Source organism: Paenibacillus sp. FSL H7-0714 (assembly GCF_038003765.1).
Classification (GTDB): Bacteria; Bacillota; Bacilli; order Paenibacillales; family Paenibacillaceae; genus Paenibacillus_AQ.
This window is the reverse complement of the sequence record NZ_JBBOPT010000001.1, coordinates 4,229,575-4,253,504: the sequence shown is the minus strand read 5'-3', so window position 1 is coordinate 4,253,504 and position 23,930 is coordinate 4,229,575. Positions and strand designations below refer to the sequence as shown.

Sequence of the window (23,930 nt, the reverse complement as noted above, 5' to 3'; positions counted from 1 at the left end):
CCCTAAATCCCTTTCTCTACATTGATGTAGGGAGCTCCGCGAAACCTGATGGCGCGACGTACGCAATCGTGTCCGTTGACTACTTTGACGCAGCGGCGACGACCATGGCCATCGAGTATGACGGTCAAAACAACGCATACCAGGCCACCCCTTGGATGCCTACAAGCGGCAGTCAGACTTGGAAGAATCAGATTTTTGAACTGAACGGAATTAGGTTCGCAAATGGCACAAACGGTGCAGATTTCCGTCTGCGCGTTCACAGTATCAATGGCGTCATGCCGGAAATCTGTTTCGCGCGAGTCCAGGTGACTTTTGCAACGACCCCAGCGCTATCCGTGATGAACCCGAGTCTGCTCTTCACAACCAATTCCGCAAACCTGGATTTTGGCACAGTGGGTGACTTGGTTTCATATGAAATTACGGATGATCAGGGCGTGAGTCTTCGCACGGGATCTGTACCCGTAGGAGCTGACGGACATGCTTCGCTATCGGTGCAGGACCTCGGTCCGGGATTCTACAACCTCACTTTCTCAAGCCTGATTGATGACCAGACGGTAACGCGCACCACAACGTTTGGCATTGTGACCCCGACGCCAGCCGGCGCCTTAAGCCCTGATTCCTTCTTCGGGATCGACACACACTTTGGTCACTACAAATCCCTTGAAGACGGACTCATGAATTCTCTGGCGACAATCGGCTATGGCCACATTCGCAGCGATATTAACTGGTCATTAATTGAAAAGCAGCCAGGCGTGTACAACTGGGCTGGGTATGGTTTTGAAGCCAAATCACAACAGTCTCTTGAACTCGGCATGACTCCCCAGGGTGTTCTGGCCTATAACAATACAAATTATGACAACGGGAAAACGCCGAGCTCCGCGGCTGGCCTAGCCGCGTTTGGTCAGTTCGGAAAAGCTGCCGCCGAGCACTACAAAGGGAAGGTCAGCGATTTCAACATCTACAACGAGTTCAATGGCACCGGCTTCAACAACGGTGCTTGCGGTACTACTGCAGCCTGCTATGTACAGATGCTTCAGGCTATGTACGGCCCCATTCACGAAGGAAACCCCGACGCGAATGTCATAGGCCCGATTCCATCTACCATTGACGATAACTGGAATAATGCCTTTTTCGCTGCCGGCGGCATCAACTACATTGATACGTTCGCGACGAATGTCTACGGTTACGCTCTCAAGGGGGCAAACACCCCGCCCGAGCAAACCCTATTGGTATCGAAGCTTCCTGCGTTGGTGCAGCAGGTGAGGCAGGCGGCTGGAAATCGGCATGTCCCCGTGTGGATTACGGAGAACGGTTGGCCCACGTATGCCCCTGGCTCTACGGAGCTCCAGCAAGCGGATAATCTGGTGCGTGCTCAGGTGCTGGCAAAGGCAGCAGGCGTGGATGTCTTCAGTTGGTACTCGGCTATGGATGACGGTACGGACCCCAATAATAGGGAACATCACTTTGGACTGTTCGGGCAACCCGTCGATGGCGTAGTCGGCGTAGCTCCGAAACCGGGAGCTGTCGCAAACGCTGTGCTCATTCGCGCGGTGACCGGAAAGACTCTTGGTGCCCGCGACAGCCTCGGCTCCGCTACCGCCTACTCGTATCCGTACACAGGAGGAGGCTCGACGACTCGGGTGATGTGGTCCACGGGCTCCGAGGACATTGCTTTGCATACTACCCAGCCTCTGATCGTCACTGATGAATATGGCTCGGCTCAGACGGTGAATCCGACAGACGGCGCGGTCATTCTGACGCTCAACGGCAGCCCGATCTACGTCACAGGCAATGTTGACAGCTTAGGCTTAGCGCAGTCAGCGATCACGATGAAAGTTGCCGACCAGTCGATAAAAGGAGAGGCGATTCTTGTAACGGTGACTGCAGATCGCTCGGACCGCAAGACGGATCTTCCCAATGAGTTGACGATCATTGCGAACGGGGCACAACCTATAAAGCTTCGAACTTCCCCAGGCAAGGTAACGAGCGCCACTATCAGCGTTCCTGCAACCATGCTCCTTGGCCAGCGAACTATAGCCGTAGATGTAACGAAAGCGAAGCCGGGGAAAGGGGGCAACAATAAGCACGAGCCGAGTCTTGTTGCCGGCTTGAGGGTAACGACAAATGTCGTCAAGCCGTTCGAGATCAGCGTCCAGCCAACAATCACCTCAGATGCGACGTCCCGAAGCTATTTTCTCGACATCGATCTGAAGAATAATCGAACCAGCGCCTTCACGGCGACCCAAGTTACCTACCAAGTTGGGCCGGCATCTGGGGAGGTGCCGGATGTGGCCAATGTCTCTGCGAATGGAACTGCATCGATGCGGTTCCCGCTCTCCGACATTCCGTTGTTCGATTCCCTGAGGTATAGCGTGACCGTCGATAGCGAGAACGGTTCGGACACTTTATCCGGATCGATTTCCTACGCTCCCATCGAGCCCACAGACCACCAATCGTTGCCCGCAATCGACTTGGCGACGCAAGCGACATGGGTATCGATTTCCGGGTCACGAAGCGGCAACAGCGATCTCAGTGGGCATCTGCGCATCAACTACAACAGCGACGCACTTGTGATTGACGCCATGGTCACAGACGATAAACATTTCGGCGCGCGCACTCCAAGCACACTATGGCAGACCGATTCCATCCAGTTCAGTACCTATGACCGAGTGCCAGGACACGCTGGCGGACAGCGTGTTGAAATCGGGGCTGCACTTCTCGACAGCGGACCGTCAGTTTACACATTCGCGGCGCCGGCCGGCCAGCAGTCGGGACCAACCCCTGGCGCTAAAGCGAACATCGTTCAAGACGGAAGTAACATGCACTACGTCATCTCTGTCCCGTGGACCTCGCTAGGGTTTAGCGGACCGCCGATGCAGACCATTGGAATCTCGTTCCTGGTGAATGACGATGACCGGGGATCCAGTGGCGATTCCCGCGATGGTTTCTTGCAGTGGGGATCAGGAGTCGGCACGACACCGAAGAACCCCTCATTGTTTCGCCACGCACAGCTGGTACTGTAAAGAACATATCTGAACCGAAGATGCAGAAGATTTGATTTATAAGCACGGAACAGGACACGAGATAAAAAAACAATAGAGACAGCCGGTAGATCGGCTGTCTTTTTCTATTATAGCGTGCCCAGAGGCAAGCATTATCTAGTTGGTGAAAGTCCAACCAAAGGTGGGGCTACAAAGTCTTATAGGTCCCTTCGGGATTTCCCTTAACATGGTGAGGTCTTTCGATGGTGGGGCTATTCCAACCGTACTTAACGCAAATAGAAAGGATCCGATTATTCCGAACGTTTGTCCGGTGAGAAGCAACGGGACTATCAGAGCGCTTACGAGCGTGAGCATTATGCGTAAAAAGCAGACATGCAAAGGGCAAGGAAGGAACGGTTCAAAGATGAAGTACCAATTACAGATGGCTACACAAATCAAACTTTAGAGCGAGATGGCCAATCACATATCGAACATGTCATATCCGCAAAAGAACTTCATGATGACGATTGGCTTCGATTATATCTAGACGTAGATGAACGCAAGGATTTAGCGAATAGCGACAACAATAAGACTTGGACGAATGCCAGTTTAAATAAGTCTAAACAGGACCAAGACCTGATAAAATGGATGGAAACTCCATCTACAAATGACGAAACAAAGACAAACGCGCAGTATTATAAAGTAGACAAAGAACAGGCCAAAGAACTTTATTCACAAGCTCGCCGGGAAAGAAACAAACGTCTATACAACAAAGTCGGGAAGGAAGTCATGGTGCAGTGTGAAAGATTTGCTGAGCAAAAAGAAGAAACAATCCATTAAACTAAAGGACGAGCTTCCAGGACGCCTGAAATCCATTGCCCTCCTTATCACGGACAAATGGAAGGAAGTCATTAAGCAGTTTATAGACGGTGCAATTACTGGATTCGTATCAGAACTAATCATCTTCCTGATCAACAACTTCATTACCACGATGAAACGCATGGTTCGGATCATCAAAGAAGGACTTATGTCCCTTGTTAGTATGATTCGCTTCCTTCTTAATCCACCGGAGGAGATGTTACCGGAAGAGGTCCATCACCAGTGTATGAAGTTGGGGATGTCTATCCTCGTCACATCGGGCGGTATTTTGCTGGAGGAAGTAATCGAAAAGTTTCTCATGGCCTAGGTGTGGATAGCACCGATAGCGAACTTCCATGCACCTGTAATAGCAGGTCTTTCAACGGGACTCATTCTTTCCCTCTTAACTTATGGGATCGACAAACTCGATTGTTCGGTGCACGAGAGAGAAAAATCGACAGACAAATATCGCAATCTATCATGGACCAGCTTTGGGAAGTTGAAGTGGAGTTAAGCAAGATATATTTATCGAAGAAATCGTCACATCGTTCACTAGTGCCTGTTCAGCTAACTGACAGGATGATGTAGCAATGATCCCGAATTTCTAACTAAGTAAATTATTGGAAGTGAAATATTTATTAGAAATGCTGAGGTGAAAATGAATGATAAGAGAAGTAGAGATGCTTGCTCATTCCATTAAAGAATTGAAGGAGTTTTATGTGGATTCTCTGGGGCTAACTGTAATTAAAGAAAATCAAACTTCATTTAGTGTAAAAGTTGGGGAGTCTAGCCTATCCTTTAAAGAGTCTGAACAAAGCGTAAAACCTATGTATCATTTTGCTTTTAATATACCTGAAAACAAAATGGACGAGGTGGTGCGATGGATAACTCCTAAGGTCCCTATAATACTCGATCAAGACAAGCAAGTAGTGCACTTCAAGGACTGGAATGCCCATTCTATTTATTTCTGTGATCCCGCAGGCAATCTTGTAGAATTGATTGCACGGCATAATTTGAACAATTCAACCGATCAATTATTTTCTCAAGCGAGTTTATTATGCGTAAGTGAAATCGGTTTGCCTGTACCCAACGTTGAAAATGCAGTACTCAAACTATCACATGCAAGGATCTTTCCTTGGCGGGAATATCACAGCAAATTTGCTGCTGTCGGTGACGAGCAAGGGTTGCTTATTGTTGTAAAGGAAGGCAGGGTCTGGTTTATGTCAGACAAAGAATCGTATCCATATAAACTAACAATAAAGACTGATGTCTGTGAAGTTACCCTCGATGATTCAAATGGAATGAATGTCACGAGGTTATAGAACCTACGTAGAAAGGCCGCTTCTTCAACTAACGGGAAACGTTAGTTAAATGAACCAGCGACAGTCGAGGATTTTATCGTCCTTTGCTGTCGCTGTTTCAATTTCTAGGGTCAGTCTAAAACTTATTTTTATGGATTCTGATGGTATGATAGTTCGAAAAGCCTCGTGGAATAAAGACATTCAGTCTAAATGCTGTCAAAAGGAAATAAAGTTGTAGACTGAGAAAATAAAGTATTAGACTGAAGGTGCTTCATTGATCGGGTAGGTTAGTTTAACTCAGGAAACAAGAATAGAGAACAAGCGTGCTTTATATATATAATATATTAGTATAAATCAAAACGAAACGGAAACGGAGATCTGGTTTGCTTGATAAAGCAATGTAGATTCTTCTTTAGTGTAAGAATATTATAAATAACTCAATTTTGGAGGAGTCTGTATGCCATATTGTTAACTTATATTATTTATAAAGTTGGGTTTGGTGAATTAAGACAAGGTTTTGGTACGGCGCTGGCCATGGTCTTGTTCAGAATCATACTGATCATTACAGTCTTCCAGTTGGGCAAATCGCACTTTTTTTGGTTACCTTAGTAGTGGCTATTCTATTTTTCTTTCCTATTTTCTTTAATTTGATGTCGGCCTTTAAGAGTAATGCAGAGATCATGAAGGATGCCATTGCTTTTCCGAAAACCCTTTATCTGGACAGCTTTAAATACCTGTTAACAGAAACAGAGTTTCCACGAGCGATTCTGAACAGTCTGATTCTGACAGCGGTGTCTATCTCCGCACAGGTCTTGATCATTCCCATGGCAGGGTATGCCATTGAACGTAGAAATACTAGATGGACTCGATTTATGTTCGTATATTTTTTGGCTGGTATGATGATTCCTTTTCAGGCGTATATGATTCCTTTGTTTAAAGAGCTTAGAATGCTAGGATTGTACGGTAGCCTTGCGGGACCCATTCTTATTTATGTAGCCGGTGCAGTAGGTTTTGGATGTCTAATGTATACCAGTTTTGTCAAAGGAATACCTAGAGAAATTGAAGAAGCGGCAGAGATTGATGGCTGTTCTCGGTACGGGATATTTTGGAGAATTGTTTTCCCGCTATTAGGGCCTGTTACGGCAAGTATGGTTGTCTTGAACGGACTTGGAATCTGGAATGATTTCTTGATGCCGATGCTGGTATTACCTTCAGGACAGGCTAAGACGATGGTTGTGGAAATTTACCGTTATATCGGAGAATTCTCTTCCCGTTGGGATATGATTTTTGCGGGAACAGCGATGTCGGTGGTGCCTGTGTTGATTGTGTTTATCGCTTTGCAGAAGTATTTTGTGAAGGGGATTGCGTCGGGAGCGACGAAGGGGTAATTCATAAGAGGGATGTATCCTGTAACCACTTAGTGGACAGCGGAATACACCCCTTTTTTCGTAGGCGTAAAGATCTTTAAAGTGTGCTTGGATTCGCAGTTAAACGGCGATAGCCCATTGGCGGGAGACCTGTCCAGCGTTTGAATTGTTTGCTGAAATGGGACACATCACGGTACCCCAGTCGTTGAGCAACCGATTCGACAGATAGACTATTATCCATCAGCAGCAGTTTGGCGTGTCGAATGATTAAGCGTGATAAATATTGCCTTGGTGACATCCCATAGATTTGATGAAAAGCACGATTACAGTGAGTAGTGCTATATCCGAGCTTGGCAGCAATGTCCTCAATACCGCCACCTCTTTCGCCTGTGCTGGCAGCGGTGGAGACGGATTCCTGCAATAGTCCTTCAATAGCGTTAGCCAGGGCAACTGTATTTTCTGTAGCTTCTGTATCTGCTGGGAGAGGCATTTCCGAAAGCACCCAACCGCTGAGCGCGGTCAGAAGCTGCAGTGAAGCATGCAGTGTGATCAAGCGATTTCTATGTGTGTCTTTAGACTCTGACAAGATGGAAGAGTTAATGATTACATCTAGCGCGGAACGGATGGCCAGCAGTTCGGGGGTGTTCCCGCTGAGACTAACAGCATCTGCTGTAAGTAAGGCACGCCGCAAAATCAGGTCATCAATATCAAAATGCAGGCAGTAATAAGTCATGTCACAGTCAGCATTTGAACCCATACTACTATGCTCAACACCGGGACGAATGAATAAAATATCACCGCTTTTCTGTATAAAAGACTTATTGCCTACCGTCATTTGTTGCTCACCTTGAAGGACAATATTAATCTCAAACATCGGATGAGTGTGTACAGGATATTGCCAATCCGAATTTACTTTTCTCCAATGTGCGGCGAAGATATGAAAGGCTGCTTGAATGTCTGGTGACATCTGACCGTCAATAGAATTATGGAAGGCGGGATCATTCGAGATCATTTCAATCCTCTTTTACAATAAAATTTGGCTTAATTATATCATAGGTTGTTATCGATGTTTGATTTGCCCAAATAATAGAAGGCTTTAGCCCTGTTGCACTTCCAGAAATATCGATAACATGGATATATAGCCCGGAGGTATCCGGGATCATGTTGGAGGGAGTGCATTTATTTATGTCACATAATAAATTCTTTAATGCTCATCATTCACCGATCGGTGCATTTGCGAGTTTTACCTTAGGATTTAAAGGAGCTAGTGGTGGTTTAGATTTGGAGATGGCCAAACCTCCTAGACAGAATATATTCATAGGATTAGAACGCACTGATGGGAAAGGGTATGACACACTACCATTTCACGAGATTGGCGGAGATGACGAGAGCAAACGCTATGACATCGAGAATCCAGACCCCAATCCAGACAAGGAGAATATTCTATTCCCTTTTCAAGATCGTGAGATTTCTAGAGATTTTCAAGTAGCTACAGACAGCTGGAGTGCGGGGGATCTGACCTTCCGGATTCTCTCGCCAGTTCGATCAGTACCAGATCCTGAAACTGCGTCTGTGGAAGAAATGAAGGAAGTGTTGCTGCCAGCAGTACTGGTTGAGCTCGAAGTGGATAACACCTCATCAGCTACCTCACGTCGCGCGTTCTTTGGTTTTCAGGGAACAGATGTGTATAGCGGAATGAGAAGACTGGATGATGTGTCATCTGAAATTACAGGCGTTGGACAAGGAAGATTTATTGCGATTGCTGCCGAGAAAGGCACTACAAAGTCCGCACTTCATTTCACGATGGAGGATATTCTAAGTGAGGAGCTTCAGGAAAATTGGACCTTTGGACTGGGTCGCGTGGGTGCTTTAATCATGGATGTTCCAGCCGGAGTAAAAGAAACGTACCGGTTTGCGATTTGTTTTCACCGTTCGGGTTATGTTACCTCTGGTATGGATGCTTCCTATTACTATAATCGCTATTTTAACAATGTTGAGGCAGTAGCCGAATATGCATTAGCTAAATTCGATGTTCTTAAACAAGCAGCGGAGAAAGCTAACGAGATGTTTAATCATGCAAACCTATCCGAAGACCAAACCTTTATGCTAGCGCATGCGATTCGTAGTTATTATGGTTCCACACAATTACTGGATAATAAGAATAAGCCATTCTGGATCGTCAACGAAGGCGAATACCGGATGATGAATACCTTTGATCTGACCGTCGATCAGTTATTCTACGAGCTGCGTCTGAATCCTTGGACGGTTCGTAATGAGCTGGATATGTTCGTAGAGAGATTCAGCTATGAAGATACGGTACGTTTCCCTGGGGATGATACAGAGTATCCAGGTGGGATTAGCTTCACACATGATATGGGTGTAGCCAACGTAGTTTCACGTCCGGGCTATTCCTCCTATGAGTTATATGGCATTGATGGTTGCTTCTCTCATATGACACATGAACAATTGGTAAACTGGGTGCTGAGTGCGGCAACTTATCTTGAGCACACGGGTGATCGGAGCTGGATGGAACGTAATCTGAGTATCTTGGAGAAGTGCTTGGATAGTATGTTAAATCGGGATCATCCAGATCCTGAGCAAAGAACCGGTGTTATGGCGCTAGATAGCTCACGTACGATGGGTGGAGCAGAGATTACTACCTATGACAGTCTGGATGTCTCTTTAGGTCAGGCTCGCAACAATATTTACTTGGCAGGAAAATGCTGGGCGGCTTACTTAGCTATGGAGAAAATATTTGCAGAGTATGAGCGTGTGGAGCTGTCCAAAACAGCAGGGGTTCAAGCAGAGAAATGCGCCGCAACGATGGTGGCAAGCGTTACAGCAGATGGATATATCCCGGCTGTGATTGGAGAAGGTAACGACTCCAAGATCATTCCAGCTATCGAGGGTCTTGTATTCCCATACTATACGGGTTGTAAAGAAGCTCTTGATCGCAATGGACGATTCGCCGCATATATCAGCGCACTCGACAAACATCTTCATGCGGTGTTGAAGCCGGGCGTTTGTTTATTTGATGACGGCGGTTGGAAAATCTCATCCACTAGCAATAACAGCTGGCTTAGCAAAATCTATCTCTCGCAGTTCATCGCCCGCAACATTCTGGGACTGGAATGGGATGAACGCGGAGCGGCAGCAGATCGCGCTCACGTGGCATGGCTTACCCATTCAGAATTATCGATCTTCAGCTGGAGTGATCAAATTATTTCCGGGGAGATTACGGGCAGTAAATATTATCCTCGTGGAGTAACAGCGATATTGTGGTTGGATGAGAAGTAGGGATTTGGAGTTTCATTGAATAAATGGCAAACGGACCTCTTATTAGGGGAGCGTTTGCTTTTTTTTGTTAAATTATGAATTTCTTTTTTTGATTTATATTCCCAAAACTAGTACTATAGTATTAATTTGTAATTAATTCTAATAGGATGCGGAGCGGTGTATATGGTAAAAGTTACACGTACAAGGTTGCGACTAACAATTCGGAAAAAACTGCTCATGATGTCACTCACACTACTAATTCTTCCCATCGGAATATTAGGAGCAGTTATTTATCAGATTTCAGTCAAAGAAACGAATCAGCTCATTGAGAGTAAACTGAGTTCAAGCGTAAACCTGGCTGTCGCCTTAATTGAGAATTTGGAAAATTCCGTTCAATCGGGGCAGTTGACTGAAGTGGAAGCCCAAGAGCAAGTACGGACCTTACTACTTGGAAACAAAAATGAGGATGGTACTCGGCCTATTAATCAATCAATTGATTTGGGTCCAAACGGCTACTTCTTTATATTAGATAACAAGGGGGAACTGCTTGCTCATCCCAAACTAGAGGGAGATAATATTTGGGATAAACAAACCTCAAACGGTACTTTTTACATACAGGATTTGATTAAAGCAGCACAGAACGGTGGTGGAGCTACTTACTATAAATGGCCGCTACCTAAATCGGATGGTACTGGAAACGCTGTAGGAGAAGAAGCGTTGAAAATATCTTATGCTAAACTATCGCCCTCTTGGGGCTGGGTCGTAGCAGCAGGCTCTTATATGCAAGACTATAATACCGGGCAACAAACCATTCTAAAGGGAATTATTACTACATTGATTGTATGCGTTGTCATCGGAATCGCTGTAATATACATATTTGCACAACATATTTCAAGACCGATTGTACGCATAGCCCGTGAAGCTGAACGGATCGCTCAAGGGGATCTAAGCGGTAAAGCATTGACTGTGCGCAATCGGGATGAGATCGGACAGCTCGGAATCAGCTTTAATCAATTATCGGGTAATATTCGGGAATTAGTTGGGAATTTAACTATAAGCTCGGAGTTATTAGCTTCTTCCTCCAAACAGTTGTCTTCAACGTTAGGTGAAACCACAGCGGCACTTGTTCAGACTTCATCCTCAATGACTGAAGTGGCGAACAATAGTGAGAAACAAGCTTCCTCAACGCAGGAGACTTCCCAATCGATGGAGGAGATGGTAAAAGAGATTCAGCGAGTAGCTGAATCCTCTACACATGCCTATCAGCTGTCCATGCAAACACTGGAAGAGGCTGATAAAGGAAACAGCCTTATCATTAACTCTTCCGAACAAATGAACGCAGTAAGTAATACTGTTGTTGATTTAGGAATCACCGTTACTAGTTTAAATGACCAGTCTCAACAAATAGGCACCATCGTCAGTACTATTAAAGGAATATCTGAGCAAACGAATCTATTAGCGCTTAATGCGGCAATTGAAGCTGCTCGATCAAGAGAACAAGGCAGAGGATTTGCAGTGGTAGCTAGTGAAGTCCGTAAGCTGGCAGGACAAACAAGTGAAGCAGCTGAAAGGGTTTCAGTCATGGTTGAAGAAATTATTACGAGTATAGGTCATGCCCATCATTCGATGAGTAAAGGCCAAAATGAAGTCGCAGCAGGGGTTCAAGCGATTGATGATACGGGTAAAGCATTTGAACGCATTTTGCAGGCCACCCGGACCATCGTAGATCAGGTGGAGCAATCCTCGACCGCTGCACAACAGATGTACACGGGCTCCGAACAAATATCTGCTGCGGTGATGGAGGTCGAGCAGGTTTCATTGCACTCAGCTTCGGCTGCACAGACAGTATCTGCTGCCACTCTGGAGCAGCTTGCATCTATGGAGGAAATTGCCGCATCTGCTCGCAAGCTCCAAGAGGGTTCAAATGAGATGCGTGCTTTAGTAAATCAGTTTAAATTGGAATAGATGTTCAGACTTAGAGTTACAGAAATAGAATATGTAAAATATTAAAGAGGGGAATTAACCCCTCTTTTTTGCTGTTCTGACGTAAATAACCTTTTGAATACTATGAGGAAATTAATATAGCTTTTACAGCTCATTGACGCGGAGCGTATACTGGCTTGCTATATTGAAGGGAAAAGGGGGATGAATATGAAAGAAATGGAAGAATCGTCCTTTGCAGCTGCTCAGCCTGTCCTTGCAAGTGATACTTTTGGTTGGGATAAGCTTCAGGTTTCGCAATGGTATAGCCCACAGCAAGCTTTCACCCCATCCTCGGAGTCTAAATATTTAATAGGAATTCACTGCACAGCCTACTACGAAAATTACTACACCATTCATATTACCCCCTGTAATGAGAGCCTTCTTTGCCCTTGGGGCAGAACCTCGCTCTATTTTTTGAAAATAGAAATTACGCCAGCGGTACTCGAAGAGATTGCTCGTGAATCTGGTTATCTAAAGGAAGGCCATATCCAGTTGGACCGCAAATTTCATGTCAAGGATTCCAAGCTACTGCAATTAGGGCTTTGGATGCTGGAGGAATTACAGAATGGTGGTGCCAAAGGAAAAATATATAGCGACTCTTTATCCAACATGTTAATTATTCACTTGTTACAACACTATTCTTCAGTGATTCCCCAGCATTCAAACCGAAAAACGCCAGCCAATCAAGAAATATTTCAGGTCATTCAATTTATGCGTGAGCGTTTAGAAGATGAGATTCAACTGACTGATCTCGCTGGCATGGCTAATATGAGCCAGTCGCATTTTATTCGGATTTTTAAACAACAAACAGGATATACTCCCCATAATTATTTAATTCGCCTGAGAATCGAACGTTCTAAATTTCTTATTCGTTCCGGAAAAATTGGTTTGAAGGAAATTGCATCTCAGGTTGGTTTTGCCGATCAAGGTCATTTTACTAGATTATTCAAACGAGAAACCGGCCTAACCCCAAAGCTGTATGCGAATCAAAGCTCCTCCAAACCTAATCATATGATTTATTGATTTTATTCTTGCAAATGAGAGTTTTGTTCAAGGAAAGAAGTGTTTTGTTCAATTAGAGAGCTGTTGCCAGCTCCTATAATAAGGTTGAAGTAAGGCGCACAAATGCCGAACTACAACCTTATTAGGAGGAGAGAAAACATGAGATTAAAGAGATTATTCAGTCTGATTTGCGCGGGGGTACTTACGACCAGTTCTTTATCTTTAGTAGCATCTGCCACACCAGTCGGACCGGATAACCTAGTAAACACTGAGGTAGAAATCAGTGCAGAGTCAACTTCGACTTCAGCTACAACTGCTGGAACTTGGCATGAAGTATCTAAGCAAACCTTCTGGTTACTTGATGCCCTGGAACGGGGACAAGGGGTGGCTACAGATGGGAATTCATGGATCTTTAATTCCTCGTATGGGCTCTTACGGACTGGACTTGATGGAAAATCCGTAAAAGCACGGAATGAATTGGCTATTCCACTGGAGATTGCCTCCCAAGGTGGAGACCATATCGGTGATATTTCCTACTATAACGGTAAAATATACGCTCCTATTGAAGACGGCAAAAACTATCAGCATCCTTACATCGCTCTCTATGATGTGAACACTTTGAAATATACGGGTACATCCTATGCTTTACCGTTGAATCTGCATATTGGCGGTGTGCCTTGGGTAGCCGTTGATGCTGCTCGCGGTCAGGTCTACACAGCTCAGTGGAGTAATGCAAGCGTCTTGAATGTACTAAGTCTTGACGATATGCATGTGATCACAACCATTCCACTTTCCCAAAGTATTGATCGAATTCAAGGTGCCGAAATGTACAACGGTGTTCTGTATGCTTCTACGGATAACGCAACCCAAACGGTTTATCAGATTGATCCGGAGACTGGAAACGTATCTGTTGCCTTTGATCGCAATCTGCCTAGTGGTACTGAAGCCCAAGGAATTGCTGTATTGCCTACCGCTGATGGTGCACAGCTCCATATTCTTGATGTAGGCTCGAATCGCATTAGTGTGAACTTTCGCCATTATGCATTTTAATTCAAATCCAAGCGAAAAAAGGGGCTAACAGAAATGCTAAAGCAAACCAAAACTATTCTAACACTGCTATCCGTCTCAATGCTGGCAGTAGCGGGCTGCGGACAATCTAATAACAGTACGGCTGAAGCCAAAGAAAATACCGCTCAACCCACAGCAATCGCTGCAACTCCGGAATCCACAGAGACTCCAGCCGTTAAGCCGGTGGAGATTACATTTTATTATCCGGTTAATGTTGGTGGTCCCCTTACAAAAGTAATCGATGGGATGGCTAGTGCATTCATGGAGCAGCACCCGGAAATTAAGGTTAATCCCGTGTACACAGGTAATTACGGTGACAATACCGTGAAAATTCAAGCAGGTGTGCAGGCCAAACAGCCACCGGATGTCGCGGTCATGATGTCAACAGAGCTGTACAGTATGCTCGATATGAATGCAATCATTCCGCTGGATGATTTTATTGCAAAGGACACGGATATTCAGATGGCTGATTTTTATCCCGCCTTTGTAGAGGATACACAGTCTGAAGGTAAAACTTACAGTCTGCCTTTTCAGCGGAGCACGATTGTTATGTACTACAACAAAGAAATGTTCAAAGCCGCAGGACTTGATCCAGAGAAACCACCCACTACATGGGATGAGCTTGTAACCTATGCTAAGAAACTGAACAAAGACGGTCACGTGGGGCTGGAAATTCCGGGCAATGATGATTCGTATTGGATGTTTCAAATGCTTGCACGGCAAAATGCTTCCGATCCGAAGCAAAACATAATGTCCTCCGATGGCAAAAAAGCGATGTTCGATACGCCGGAGAATGTGGAGGCATTGCAATTCTGGTTAGATTTGTCCCATAAATATAAGGCGATGCCGGAAGGTGTTATTGATTGGGCAACCGTTCCGACAGATTTCATTCAAGGCAAAACAGCCATGATGATGCATACAAGCGGCAACTTAACCAATGTAAAAAATAACGCGAAGTTCGAATTCGGCGTAGCGTTCCCACCCGCACAAAAGCAATTTGGATCACCTACTGGAGGAGGTAACCTGTATATTTTCAAGGACACATCTCCTGAAAAACAAGCTGCAGCTTGGGAATTTGCCAAATATATGACGGCTTCAGAACAAGCTGCCCTCTTTAGCAGCTCATCCGGTTATGTTGGCGTAAGAAAATCCGCATACGATACAGATGCTATGAAGAAGTATACGGCGGATTTCCCGCAAGCATTGGTAGCGAGAGATCAATTGGAATATGCGTTTCGGGAATTGTCCACTCATAATCATGGTAAAGTATCGACGGCAATTACGAACCAGATTCAAGCGGCATTGGCAGGAGAGATTGATGCAGCAGGTGCACTTAAAAAGGCTCAAGCAGAAGCAGAACAGGCACTTGCTCCCTTCAATAAGTAAGCTTTGAGGTATGGAATACGCCAGGACGGCTCGATAGCTTGTTCTGGCGTCATTACTTTATTCATTAATCGTAGAAACCTTAATCATGGAAGGATTGAATGGTATGAATGCCGGATGGAGTGAGAGGCTTAGACGAAACGGATTCGGCTGGGGACTAGTGTTGCCTTCGCTGCTCTTTCTTTGCTTGTTTACTTATTACCCTATGTTTAAATCGTTCTGGCTTAGCTTTTATGAGAAAAATTTGGCGACTCCTGAGCCTCTGTTCGTCGGTTTTGACAATTACGCTAATCTATTGCACGACAATGTCTTTATGAAGGTGTTCAGTAACAATATATGGTTCGCCATTGGCACAGTACCCACTTCATTAGCTTTGGCTTTCTTGATGGCACTGTTTGCCGACAAGGCGATAAAAGGGCGGGGACTGGCACGTTTTTCATTTTTCTATCCGAATATGATCCCGATGATCGCTGTGGCGAACATCTGGTTGTTTCTGTATACCCCTCATTTTGGGCTCTTTGCCAGACTGGCTTCATGGATCGCGGATCAGCCTGTGAATTTGCTGGGAACACCTGATACGGTGATGGGCGCATTAGTCATTATGATGATTTGGAAAGAAGCCGGATATTTTATGATTTTTTATTTAGCAGGAATGCAGCAGATTCCCAAGGATTTATATGAAGCGGCTGCAGTAAGCGGAGTCGGTACATTCACTTCCATCCGCAGAATCACAATTCCGCTCACGATGCCGACTACGTTGTTTGTGGCTGTTGTGGCGATAACCAATTCTTTTAAGCTGGTAGACCATCTCTGGATTATGACAAAAGGCGGTCCGAATAATGCAAGTAATCTGCTGCTTTATTATATCTACGAGTCCACCTTTAATTTCTACGATCAAGGGATGGCCGCATCGATGACGGTGGTCATGATCGTGCTACTGCTCCTGATTTCCTCTTTGCAGTTTTTTGGCTGGGATCGGAAAATCCATTATGAATAGGAGGTGGAATCCATGGAGGATAATCCACTAAAGCTGCCCTTAGTATTAAGGCAGAATACACGCAAAGCTTTAGAAGAGGAGCGCATGCTGAACTCCGAAAGAACGAAGCGCCGAATCGGGCAGATACTGTGGCATGCGGTTGGATTTACTTTTGCCGCGGCCTGGATCATTCCCTTCCTATGGGTGGTCAGAACGGCTTTTCTACCTAAAGATGTTGCTATTGATGCGGGATGGTCTTGGGGCTTCACGTTTGAGAATTTGATTCATGTCTGGAATGGAGCGCCTTTTGGACGATTTTTTATGAATACATTGCTTGTGTGCGGTGTTGTGCTTGCTGTGCAACTCATTACAATGACGATGGCTGCTTATGCGTTCGCACGGGTACGATTCTTCGGAAAAGATCTACTATTCATGTTATTTTTGGTGCAAATTATGGTGCCGCCGGATGTACTTATCTTTTCCAACTATCAGGTGTTGAACGAAATGGGTCTGCTGGATACCAAGCTGGGGATTATGCTACCTTACTTTGCCTCCTCCTTTGGAGTGTTTCTGTTAAGGCAATCCTTCAAGCAATTACCCTATGAGCTGGATGAAGCTGCCCGGGTGGAAGGCGCCTCACGCCTGCATATTCTTTCAAGAATCTATGTCCCACTGTCACGCCCGATTTATGTGTCCTTTGCGATCGTGTCGGTCAGCTTTCATTGGAATGATTTCTTGTGGCCCCTTATTGTAACCAATTCGGAGGAGAATCGCTTATTAACTGTAGGCTTGGCGATGTTCGCAAAAGCCACAGAGTCGGGTGCACAGTGGTCTGATGTCTGCGCGGCTACGTTGATTGTTTCGGCACCCTTAATGATTGGATTTTTATTGTTCCAGCGGCAAGTGATAGGTAGTTTTATGAGCTCTGGCATTAAAGGTTAGGAGGAGGCATTTATGAGGCTGGCGATTATTGGGGACTTACATTACCCGGACGAATTGTTAAACAACAAGGTTTTGATTAAAGAGGCACGAGATGCTTTTTATGAGCAATTTATGAATCTATTCTTGTCCATCCCAGCCGATTATCATATTTCCGTGGGAGATATGGTGCACGCAGGAGAATTTAGCGAATTTAATTATATCATGGGTAAGATTAAGGACAGCAAGCATTCTAGACGTTTTCTACATGTTCTTGGTAATCATGATACGTACACTTATCCTAAGGAAGAAATCCTTTCCGTCACCCGGCAGCAGCGATACAGTGTGATTGAAGAGACAAATGCAATCATTATTTTGCTGGATACCGCACGGGAAAATCGTGACGATTGGAGCGGAACACTTGATGATGAACAGCTGACTTGGCTCGAAGCACAAATGAAGCGGAAATCGGAAAAGCCTTTATTCGTCTTCGGTCATCATCCCTTGTATAATACGACGGCCAGATCAACTGAGCCAATGATGTCACTGGATCCCAGCTTGGACATTTGGCCGATATTGAAGCAATGGCAAGGTGTGGGTTTCTATTTCAACGGGCATAATCATGTGCATTCTATCGTTAGAAAAGAAAACTGGCATTTCATTCAAACAGCCTCCATCCTGGATATTCCTGCTGCTCGAATCCTTACTGTGCTTGAAGATGAAATCAGGTTAGAGATGGTGAATCTGGCAAGCGAGCAATTGAGTAAATGGTCTTCATTATTTACCTTCAGCATTTTTGATTATGAAAAATATCCGCAGGCTGAAGGGGAGACAAGAGATCAGGAGCTAATCATCAATCGACTTCAAATGGATAGAAAGCAGGTGGACCAGCAATGAATCGTCAGCCAGTAAGATTAGCGATCGTAGGTGGAAATCGCGGAGCCAGTTTTATGAATGCACTGTACTCTCTATCGGATCGGATACATCTAACCGCCACTTGTGACTTGAATGAGTGGGTACTTAACCAATGGAAAGAGAAATTCCCAGAAATCCGAACGTATCGGGATTATCATGAAATGTTAAAAGATTCGGCGATAGATGCGGTGTTTATCTTAAGCCCCATGCATTTGCATGCCAGACAATCTATTGATGCTTTAAAAGCGGGTAAGCATGTCCTAAGCGAAGTGATTTCGATTCAATCTTTAGAGGAAGCTTGGGAGCTTATCGAAACTGTTGAACAAACTGGACTTAAATATATGATGTCTGAAAATTACTGCTTCTCGCGCTCAAATCTGACGATTAAACATATGGCGGATCAAGGCATGTTCGGTGAAATTACTTATCTGGAAGGCGGATATATCCATGATTTACGTCATTTGACTCATCATCCGGATGGTTCTCTGACTTGGCGGGGGCAATTACATCAGCAGTATAACGGGATCAATTATCCGACACATTCTATTGGTCCAGTTGCGCAATGGATTAACCTCAATAAGCCTGAGGGTGATCGATTAAAAAGCGTCTCGTCTTTTGTTTCCAAATCTAGATCCTTACAATATTATTTCGGAGAGCATTATGGAAAAGATCACCCAGCAGCACGGGAGGGATTCTGGCGGCAAGGGGATAGCGCGGTTGCGGTCATTCAAACGGAAAAGGGTGTACTGATTGAACTGCGTGTAGACTGGTCCTCCGTTAGACCGCATAATAAAACTCATTATTTACTGCAAGGAACTGAGGGAGCGTATATTACGGGCCGCCATCAGTACGAAGAGGATTTGATCTGGTTCAAGAATCTCTCGCCCAAAAATATAGCGGATGGAGAGGAAATGTGGGAGCCTTTAAGCAGTTATCAACCACTCTATGATCACCCGACATGGATGAAATGGGGCGAATATGCAGCTGGGACGAAACATGGCGGAGGCGATTTTATGGTGCTTGAAGAATTTATTTCTGCCATTCAGGAGGATCGAACCCCCTCGGTGGACGTATATGATGCCGTTACTTGGAGCTCTGTGTTTACATTGTCTATGGAATCTGTAGAGAATGGTGGAAAAGCAATAGCCTTTCCTGATTTTAGAACGAGAGTGAGGAATTGACGGTGGATCAGGCCCTTTCCAAACTTGTGATGAAAAAAGAAATGCTGTCCGACTTGCCTGTTTTTCACTGTCCTACCGGGTATCTAATTCGTCATTTCGAGCCGGATGATGAACGGAACTGGGAAGAGCTTATACGCCATTCTTTTACAAGGGAAGTTAAATTTGCTCATAAAATGAGTGATCATGTACCCTTGTATTCGGATCGCTTGTTGTTCATTTGCCGCGGGGATCAACCTGTAGCTACTGCTACGGCCTGGGAGTCGGGTAGTGAGGACAATAAGAACTGGTACTTGCATATGGTTGGAGTGCTTCCAGAATATTCTGGTAAAGGTCTCGGCTATGCTGTGAGTCTAGCTGTCTTGCACAAAATAAGAGATTCAGGGGGAACGGTGGCATGTTTAGAAACCGATGATTTCAGACTGCCTGCCATCCGCATTTATTTGAAATTAGGCTTTCAGCCTGTGTACTTGGATGAAAGCCATCCTGGAAGATGGGAGCGAATCCTGCAAAGGCTTTAAATTTGTTGATAATTAGGGGGGGGCTTCATGCCCCTTTATTCATGTTGGAGTTTCAGAAGGGGCAGCATCCAAAAATTATGTTGTCGTTAAGAAGTATTCCTGCTATAGTCAAACTGACTTATTAAATGCATTTAATAAGTCAGTTTGACTATAGGTGGGAGAGCCATGGCAAGTGATAAAAGACTTCCTTCACAGCAACTCAAATCCGAAATTATTCGGAATATTCGAACAGCATTATTAGAATTCGGAAGGGCTACGAAGGCGGAGTTAAGTCAAAGATTACAATACAGTTTTCCAACGATCAGTAAATTTCTAATGCAGATGGAAGAGACTGGGGAAGTGACGATCATTGGCCTTGATGAGTCTAGTGGCGGAAGAAGGGCAATAAGATACGCCTATAATCCGAATTACCGATTAGGGATGGCTATTTTTTTGGAAAAAAATGAAACGAACTATACGATCTATAATTGCATTGGCGATGTTGTAAAAGAAGGGAATTTACCTAGTATTCTTGAGGAAGACGTTAGTACACTGGTCTCGCTTATCGAAGGCGAAAAAAAGGTCAATCCTAAGATTCAATCTGTAGCGATTGGTGTTCCAGGCGCGGTGAAACAGGGGAAGATTTTTCTGATCCCAGGTTATGCGAAATATCAGAATCTAGATTTGAAAAGATGTATAGAAGATCAGCTCTCTATCCCGACAATCGTGGAAAATGATATGAATGCCGCTGTAATCGGTTATATGGCGCAAAGAAATTTGAAGGAGAATATTTCTTTGATGTATCTGTATTTAGGGAAAAACGGACCGGGAGCTGGGATAGCCGTTAATGGTGAAATTGTTCGGGGAAAGACGTTTTTTTCAGGGGAAGTTCAATATATGCCCCAGTATGACAATAGAAATTTCATAGAAGCATTAACTGGAGATCAGGGTGGATCAAGCATGCAGTCGGATCATAAAGTAGATGCGATTAGTCGGTTAGTGGCTACTATGACCTCTATTTTGAATCCGCATTATATTATTTTTTGTGAGGATGAATTAGCTCCAGCTATGCTTAATCAAATCGCTGAGCGAACTGCTACATACGTTCCTAAGGAACATCTTCCGGAATTAGCGGTAAGTGACTTGAAGCGTGATTATCTGAATGGATTACAAAGTCTTGGATTAGGTTTATTAGTTTCACAACAAATAGATTAGAACCCTTAAGGAGATAACGATGGCTACTTTTTTTCTTATTATTATTTATTTAGCATTTATTAGTTTAGGACTGCCAGATTCATTACTTGGATCCGCATGGCCGGTAATGAGAATAGATCTAAATGCCTCATTAGGTACTGCTGGAATCCTTTCAATGGTTATTGCAGTAGGCACAATTGTCTCCAGTTTGATGAGTGGTACAATCCTTAAACGTTTTGGTACGGGGAAAGTGACCCTTGTAAGCTGTATAATGACGGCTGTAGCTTTATTTGGTTTTGCATGGTCACCTTCATTAGTATGGCTAATTGTTGCTGCGATTCCACTCGGTTTAGGTGCGGGATCTGTAGATGCTGGATTAAACAGTTATGTTGCTACGCACTATAAAGCCCATCATATGAGCTGGTTACATTGTTTCTGGGGAGTGGGCGCGACGCTGGGTCCGATTATTATGGGGTCTTTTATCTCTGGTGAAGGTCTATGGCGAGAAGGTTATCTTACGGTTGCTTATATTCAATTGAGCTTAGTTGTAATTCTCTTCGTTACGCTGCCTTTATGGGATAGAGTGGCTGGAAACAATAGCAGCCCGAATGCTGAAAGTGAGCATGAGTTCAATGATCCGGAGCTAGAGCAAGCTGCTGAGAACACAAAACCTTGGAAGCTAAGAGGGGTTAAGCTTGCGATGTTAACCTTCTTATTTTATTCTGCCATCGAAACGAGTATGGGATTATGGGGGAGCAGCTTTCTAGTAAATATCAAGGACATCCCTGCATCCACTGCAGCGACATGGGTATCGGTTTTTTATCTAGGGATTACCTTCGGCAGAATGGTGACGGGCTTCATTACGTTTAGAATGAGTAATAAACAGCTAATACGATATGGCCAACTCATTGCATTAATCGGTACAGTGCTGTTAGTATTACCGCTTCCAACGATAGTTTCGCTGGTAGGCTTTATGATTATAGGTCTGGGCTTAGCCCCCATTTTTCCATGTATGCTACATGAAACTCCTGTACGTTTCGGGAAGAAGCACGCCCAGTCGATTATGGGCTTTCAGATGGCAACGGCATATACCGGTACCACGCTGATGCCGCCGTTTATCGGCTTACTTGCATCGAATTTTACGCTGGGTATATTCCCTGCGATGATCGTTTTTTTCGCTATCGTCATGCTCTTATGTACAGAAAAGCTTAATAAATACTCAGCTAAAGTAAATGTAGGTTAAATTTGAATTGAATATATTACGGACTAACCCTTCATATATATAGATGTAGAAGGGGGGGAACCGTAATGTGGTTGTTAATGGTTATAGGCGTTGGATGTCTCTCCGGTTTTATTTTGTTCAGAAAGAATACTTTGACCACTTATCACGAGCCTATTCAAGGACCGGAGAAATTGTCCATCATCATTCCCGCAAGGAATGAAGAATATAATTTGCGCTTTTTGCTCGATTCACTTCAGTCTCAGACCCTTACACCCTATGAAATTATTGTTGTAGATGACTTCTCGGAGGATCGGACCAAAGAAATTGCTGAGAGCTATGGAGTTAAGGTTATTGCGAACAGCAGTCTCCCTGAGGGGTGGACGGGTAAGAGCTGGGCAGTATGGAATGGATATTTACAGGCCTCGGGCGATATTTTTGCTTTTTTGGATGCGGATATTCGATTAAAGCCTAACGCCCTGGCTTCATTATTAAAAGCAAGGGAGCTATCGAAAGGCGTCATTTCGGTAGTTCCTTTTCATCATACAGAAAAGCTGTTTGAGAAGCTCGCCCTAATCATGAATATGCTGGGGATCTTCACGTTCACCTCAGTTTTTGAAAGGAATAATGCCAAAAAAGGGCTGTACGGCTCGTGTATTCTAGTATTAAGGCAGGATTATGAAAAAGTTAATGGCCATCAAAGCATTAGATCTGAAGTGCTGGATGATTTGTCTTTAGGAGAAAAATTTATTGCGGCAGGTGTTCCGATCACCAATTATATCGGGTATGGCTTAGTATCGTTTCGCATGTATCCGAAGGGAATCAAAAGTGAAATTGAAGGGTTCAGTAAAGGGGCTGTCTTAAGCACTTCAACGATAAGTCCGCGGACAATTATTCCAATCGCGCTTTGGGTAATCGGACTAATCATCTCAGAAACCGTGTTTATTTTTGCGAATACTTCATGGTTTATGCCTTTATTGATCGGTTATCTCCTTTATATGTTCCAGCTCTTTTATTTTATAAAATATGTAGGTGTATTTGGCATCGTTATTCCTGTATTTCACGTGGTAGCAACTGTTTTCTTTATCTTGATCATGCTGTATTCGATTTATCAGGTTGTTTTTCTGAGGCATGTAAGCTGGAAAGGAAGGCATATCCAGGTGGGAGGCCATAGGGACTAATGATCATATTGTGGGTCGCGGGTTTATTTTTGTCGGGATCTCTTATGTTTTCCTATTGGCTTGGTCTAGCGCGTAAAAAGAACCTGAAAGACATTGGCGACGGTAATCCGGGGGCTTTGAATCTATGGAAGTCGTCAGGCTATAAATTCGGCATATTGGGGATTATATTGGATTTTTTAAAAGGGTATCTACCACTTCTATGGGTAATGGGAAGTCATTATAGTCAGGGGTATTTCATTATTCCGTTAGCCCTAGCTCCCATTGCGGGTCATGCCTTATCTCCCTTTCTTAAAGGAAAAGGTGGTAAGGCAATTGCCGTAACCTTTGGGGTATGGAGTGCATTGACAGGATTCAAAGCTTCTTTAGCGCTAGCAGTCATTTTAGCAGTGCTGAAAATGCTCAGCAGTTGGTTCAAAAGCAGAGGAAATTCACCTGTATCGGATGGTGTGCAAGTAGTTAGCGGAATGCTGCTTCTTTCCGTTTTTTTGTACATTAGTAATTGGTCTGCTCCTATCTTATGGGTATGGTTTGGAAGTTTTGTGATCCTTGTGTATACGCACAGGTTAGAATTGGCAGTGTGGGTGAGGAAGTATTCATCAAGGAAACGATAAGGAACATAATATAGGCTTG

20 protein-coding genes are annotated in these 23,930 nt (G+C 44.4%); 19 read left to right on the top strand and 1 reads right to left on the bottom strand.

Going from position 1 to position 23,930, the window contains the following annotated elements:
- The first annotated feature begins 68 nt into the window (after positions 1-68).
- The 5 genes from NST34_RS18930 to NST34_RS18910 all read left to right on the top strand — a co-directional run bounded on the left by NST34_RS18930 (position 69) and on the right by NST34_RS18910 (position 6,528).
- Positions 69-3,023 carry a hypothetical protein gene (locus tag NST34_RS18930; RefSeq protein ID WP_341128547.1) on the top strand — a complete coding sequence of 985 codons (2,955 nt, stop codon included), beginning with the start codon at positions 69-71 and terminating at the stop codon, positions 3,021-3,023.
- 351 nt (positions 3,024-3,374) lie between these two features.
- Positions 3,375-3,821, top strand: a complete 447-nt coding sequence (locus NST34_RS18925) for a hypothetical protein (RefSeq protein WP_076286704.1) — start codon at positions 3,375-3,377, stop codon at positions 3,819-3,821.
- The gene (locus tag NST34_RS18920) at positions 3,781-4,167 is read left to right on the top strand and encodes a hypothetical protein (protein ID WP_341128546.1); all 387 of its coding nucleotides are present in this window, start codon (positions 3,781-3,783) and stop codon (positions 4,165-4,167) included. The genes NST34_RS18925 and NST34_RS18920 overlap by 41 nt, the downstream gene beginning before the upstream one ends.
- Before the next feature lie 334 nt (positions 4,168-4,501).
- Positions 4,502-5,161 carry a VOC family protein gene (locus NST34_RS18915; RefSeq protein ID WP_341128545.1) on the top strand — a complete coding sequence of 220 codons (660 nt, stop codon included), beginning with the start codon at positions 4,502-4,504 and terminating at the stop codon, positions 5,159-5,161.
- A gap of 590 nt (positions 5,162-5,751) precedes the next feature.
- Positions 5,752-6,528 (top strand): carbohydrate ABC transporter permease, encoded by a 777-nt coding sequence (locus NST34_RS18910; RefSeq protein ID WP_445667673.1) that lies wholly within the window; start codon positions 5,752-5,754, stop codon positions 6,526-6,528.
- A gap of 76 nt (positions 6,529-6,604) precedes the next feature.
- Here the strand turns inward: NST34_RS18910 and NST34_RS18905 are convergent, their stop codons facing one another.
- The gene (locus NST34_RS18905; protein ID WP_076286707.1) at positions 6,605-7,519 is read right to left on the bottom strand and encodes an AraC family transcriptional regulator; all 915 of its coding nucleotides are present in this window, start codon (positions 7,517-7,519) and stop codon (positions 6,605-6,607) included.
- 173 nt (positions 7,520-7,692) lie between these two features.
- On the opposite strand from NST34_RS18905, the gene NST34_RS18900 reads away from it, so the two are divergent.
- From NST34_RS18900 to NST34_RS18835, 14 genes are all read left to right on the top strand, one after another.
- On the top strand, positions 7,693-9,804 hold the full coding sequence (locus NST34_RS18900) for a glycoside hydrolase family 52 protein (protein ID WP_341128544.1): 2,112 nt from the start codon (positions 7,693-7,695) through the stop codon (positions 9,802-9,804).
- Positions 9,805-9,966: 162 nt separating this feature from the next.
- Entirely contained in the window at positions 9,967-11,748 is a 1,782-nt protein-coding gene (locus tag NST34_RS18895) for a methyl-accepting chemotaxis protein (protein ID WP_341128543.1), read from the top strand.
- 186 nt (positions 11,749-11,934) lie between these two features.
- The gene (locus NST34_RS18890) at positions 11,935-12,789 is read left to right on the top strand and encodes an AraC family transcriptional regulator (RefSeq protein ID WP_052404329.1); all 855 of its coding nucleotides are present in this window, start codon (positions 11,935-11,937) and stop codon (positions 12,787-12,789) included.
- A 138-nt stretch (positions 12,790-12,927) separates the two neighbouring features.
- Positions 12,928-13,818: a DUF6923 family protein gene (locus NST34_RS18885; protein ID WP_076300873.1), complete on the top strand. Its 891-nt coding sequence runs from the start codon at positions 12,928-12,930 to the stop codon at positions 13,816-13,818.
- 33 nt (positions 13,819-13,851) lie between these two features.
- Positions 13,852-15,222: an ABC transporter substrate-binding protein gene (locus tag NST34_RS18880; protein ID WP_341128542.1), complete on the top strand. Its 1,371-nt coding sequence runs from the start codon at positions 13,852-13,854 to the stop codon at positions 15,220-15,222.
- An 85-nt stretch (positions 15,223-15,307) separates the two neighbouring features.
- Entirely contained in the window at positions 15,308-16,216 is a 909-nt protein-coding gene (locus NST34_RS18875; RefSeq protein WP_445667672.1) for a carbohydrate ABC transporter permease, read from the top strand.
- A gap of 84 nt (positions 16,217-16,300) precedes the next feature.
- On the top strand, positions 16,301-17,137 hold the full coding sequence (locus NST34_RS18870; protein ID WP_341129570.1) for a carbohydrate ABC transporter permease: 837 nt from the start codon (positions 16,301-16,303) through the stop codon (positions 17,135-17,137).
- 12 nt (positions 17,138-17,149) lie between these two features.
- Positions 17,150-18,010: a metallophosphoesterase family protein gene (locus NST34_RS18865; protein ID WP_339286959.1), complete on the top strand. Its 861-nt coding sequence runs from the start codon at positions 17,150-17,152 to the stop codon at positions 18,008-18,010.
- On the top strand, positions 18,007-19,209 hold the full coding sequence (locus NST34_RS18860; RefSeq protein ID WP_076118940.1) for a Gfo/Idh/MocA family protein: 1,203 nt from the start codon (positions 18,007-18,009) through the stop codon (positions 19,207-19,209). Before NST34_RS18865 ends, NST34_RS18860 begins: the two co-directional genes overlap by 4 nt.
- Positions 19,210-19,238: 29 nt before the next feature.
- The gene (locus tag NST34_RS18855; protein WP_341128541.1) at positions 19,239-19,727 is read left to right on the top strand and encodes a GNAT family N-acetyltransferase; all 489 of its coding nucleotides are present in this window, start codon (positions 19,239-19,241) and stop codon (positions 19,725-19,727) included.
- Positions 19,728-19,892: 165 nt separating this feature from the next.
- Complete coding sequence (locus tag NST34_RS18850) at positions 19,893-20,921, top strand: ROK family transcriptional regulator (RefSeq protein ID WP_076286714.1); 1,029 nt, start codon at positions 19,893-19,895, stop codon at positions 20,919-20,921.
- A 19-nt stretch (positions 20,922-20,940) separates the two neighbouring features.
- A complete protein-coding gene (locus NST34_RS18845; RefSeq protein WP_341128540.1) occupies positions 20,941-22,143 on the top strand; it encodes an MFS transporter in 1,203 nt (400 codons plus the stop codon).
- Between the two features lie 65 nt (positions 22,144-22,208).
- On the top strand, positions 22,209-23,300 hold the full coding sequence (locus NST34_RS18840) for a glycosyltransferase (RefSeq protein ID WP_076286716.1): 1,092 nt from the start codon (positions 22,209-22,211) through the stop codon (positions 23,298-23,300).
- The gene (locus NST34_RS18835; protein ID WP_076286717.1) at positions 23,300-23,911 is read left to right on the top strand and encodes a glycerol-3-phosphate acyltransferase; all 612 of its coding nucleotides are present in this window, start codon (positions 23,300-23,302) and stop codon (positions 23,909-23,911) included. The genes NST34_RS18840 and NST34_RS18835 overlap by 1 nt, the downstream gene beginning before the upstream one ends.
- Positions 23,912-23,930 lie beyond the last annotated feature (19 nt).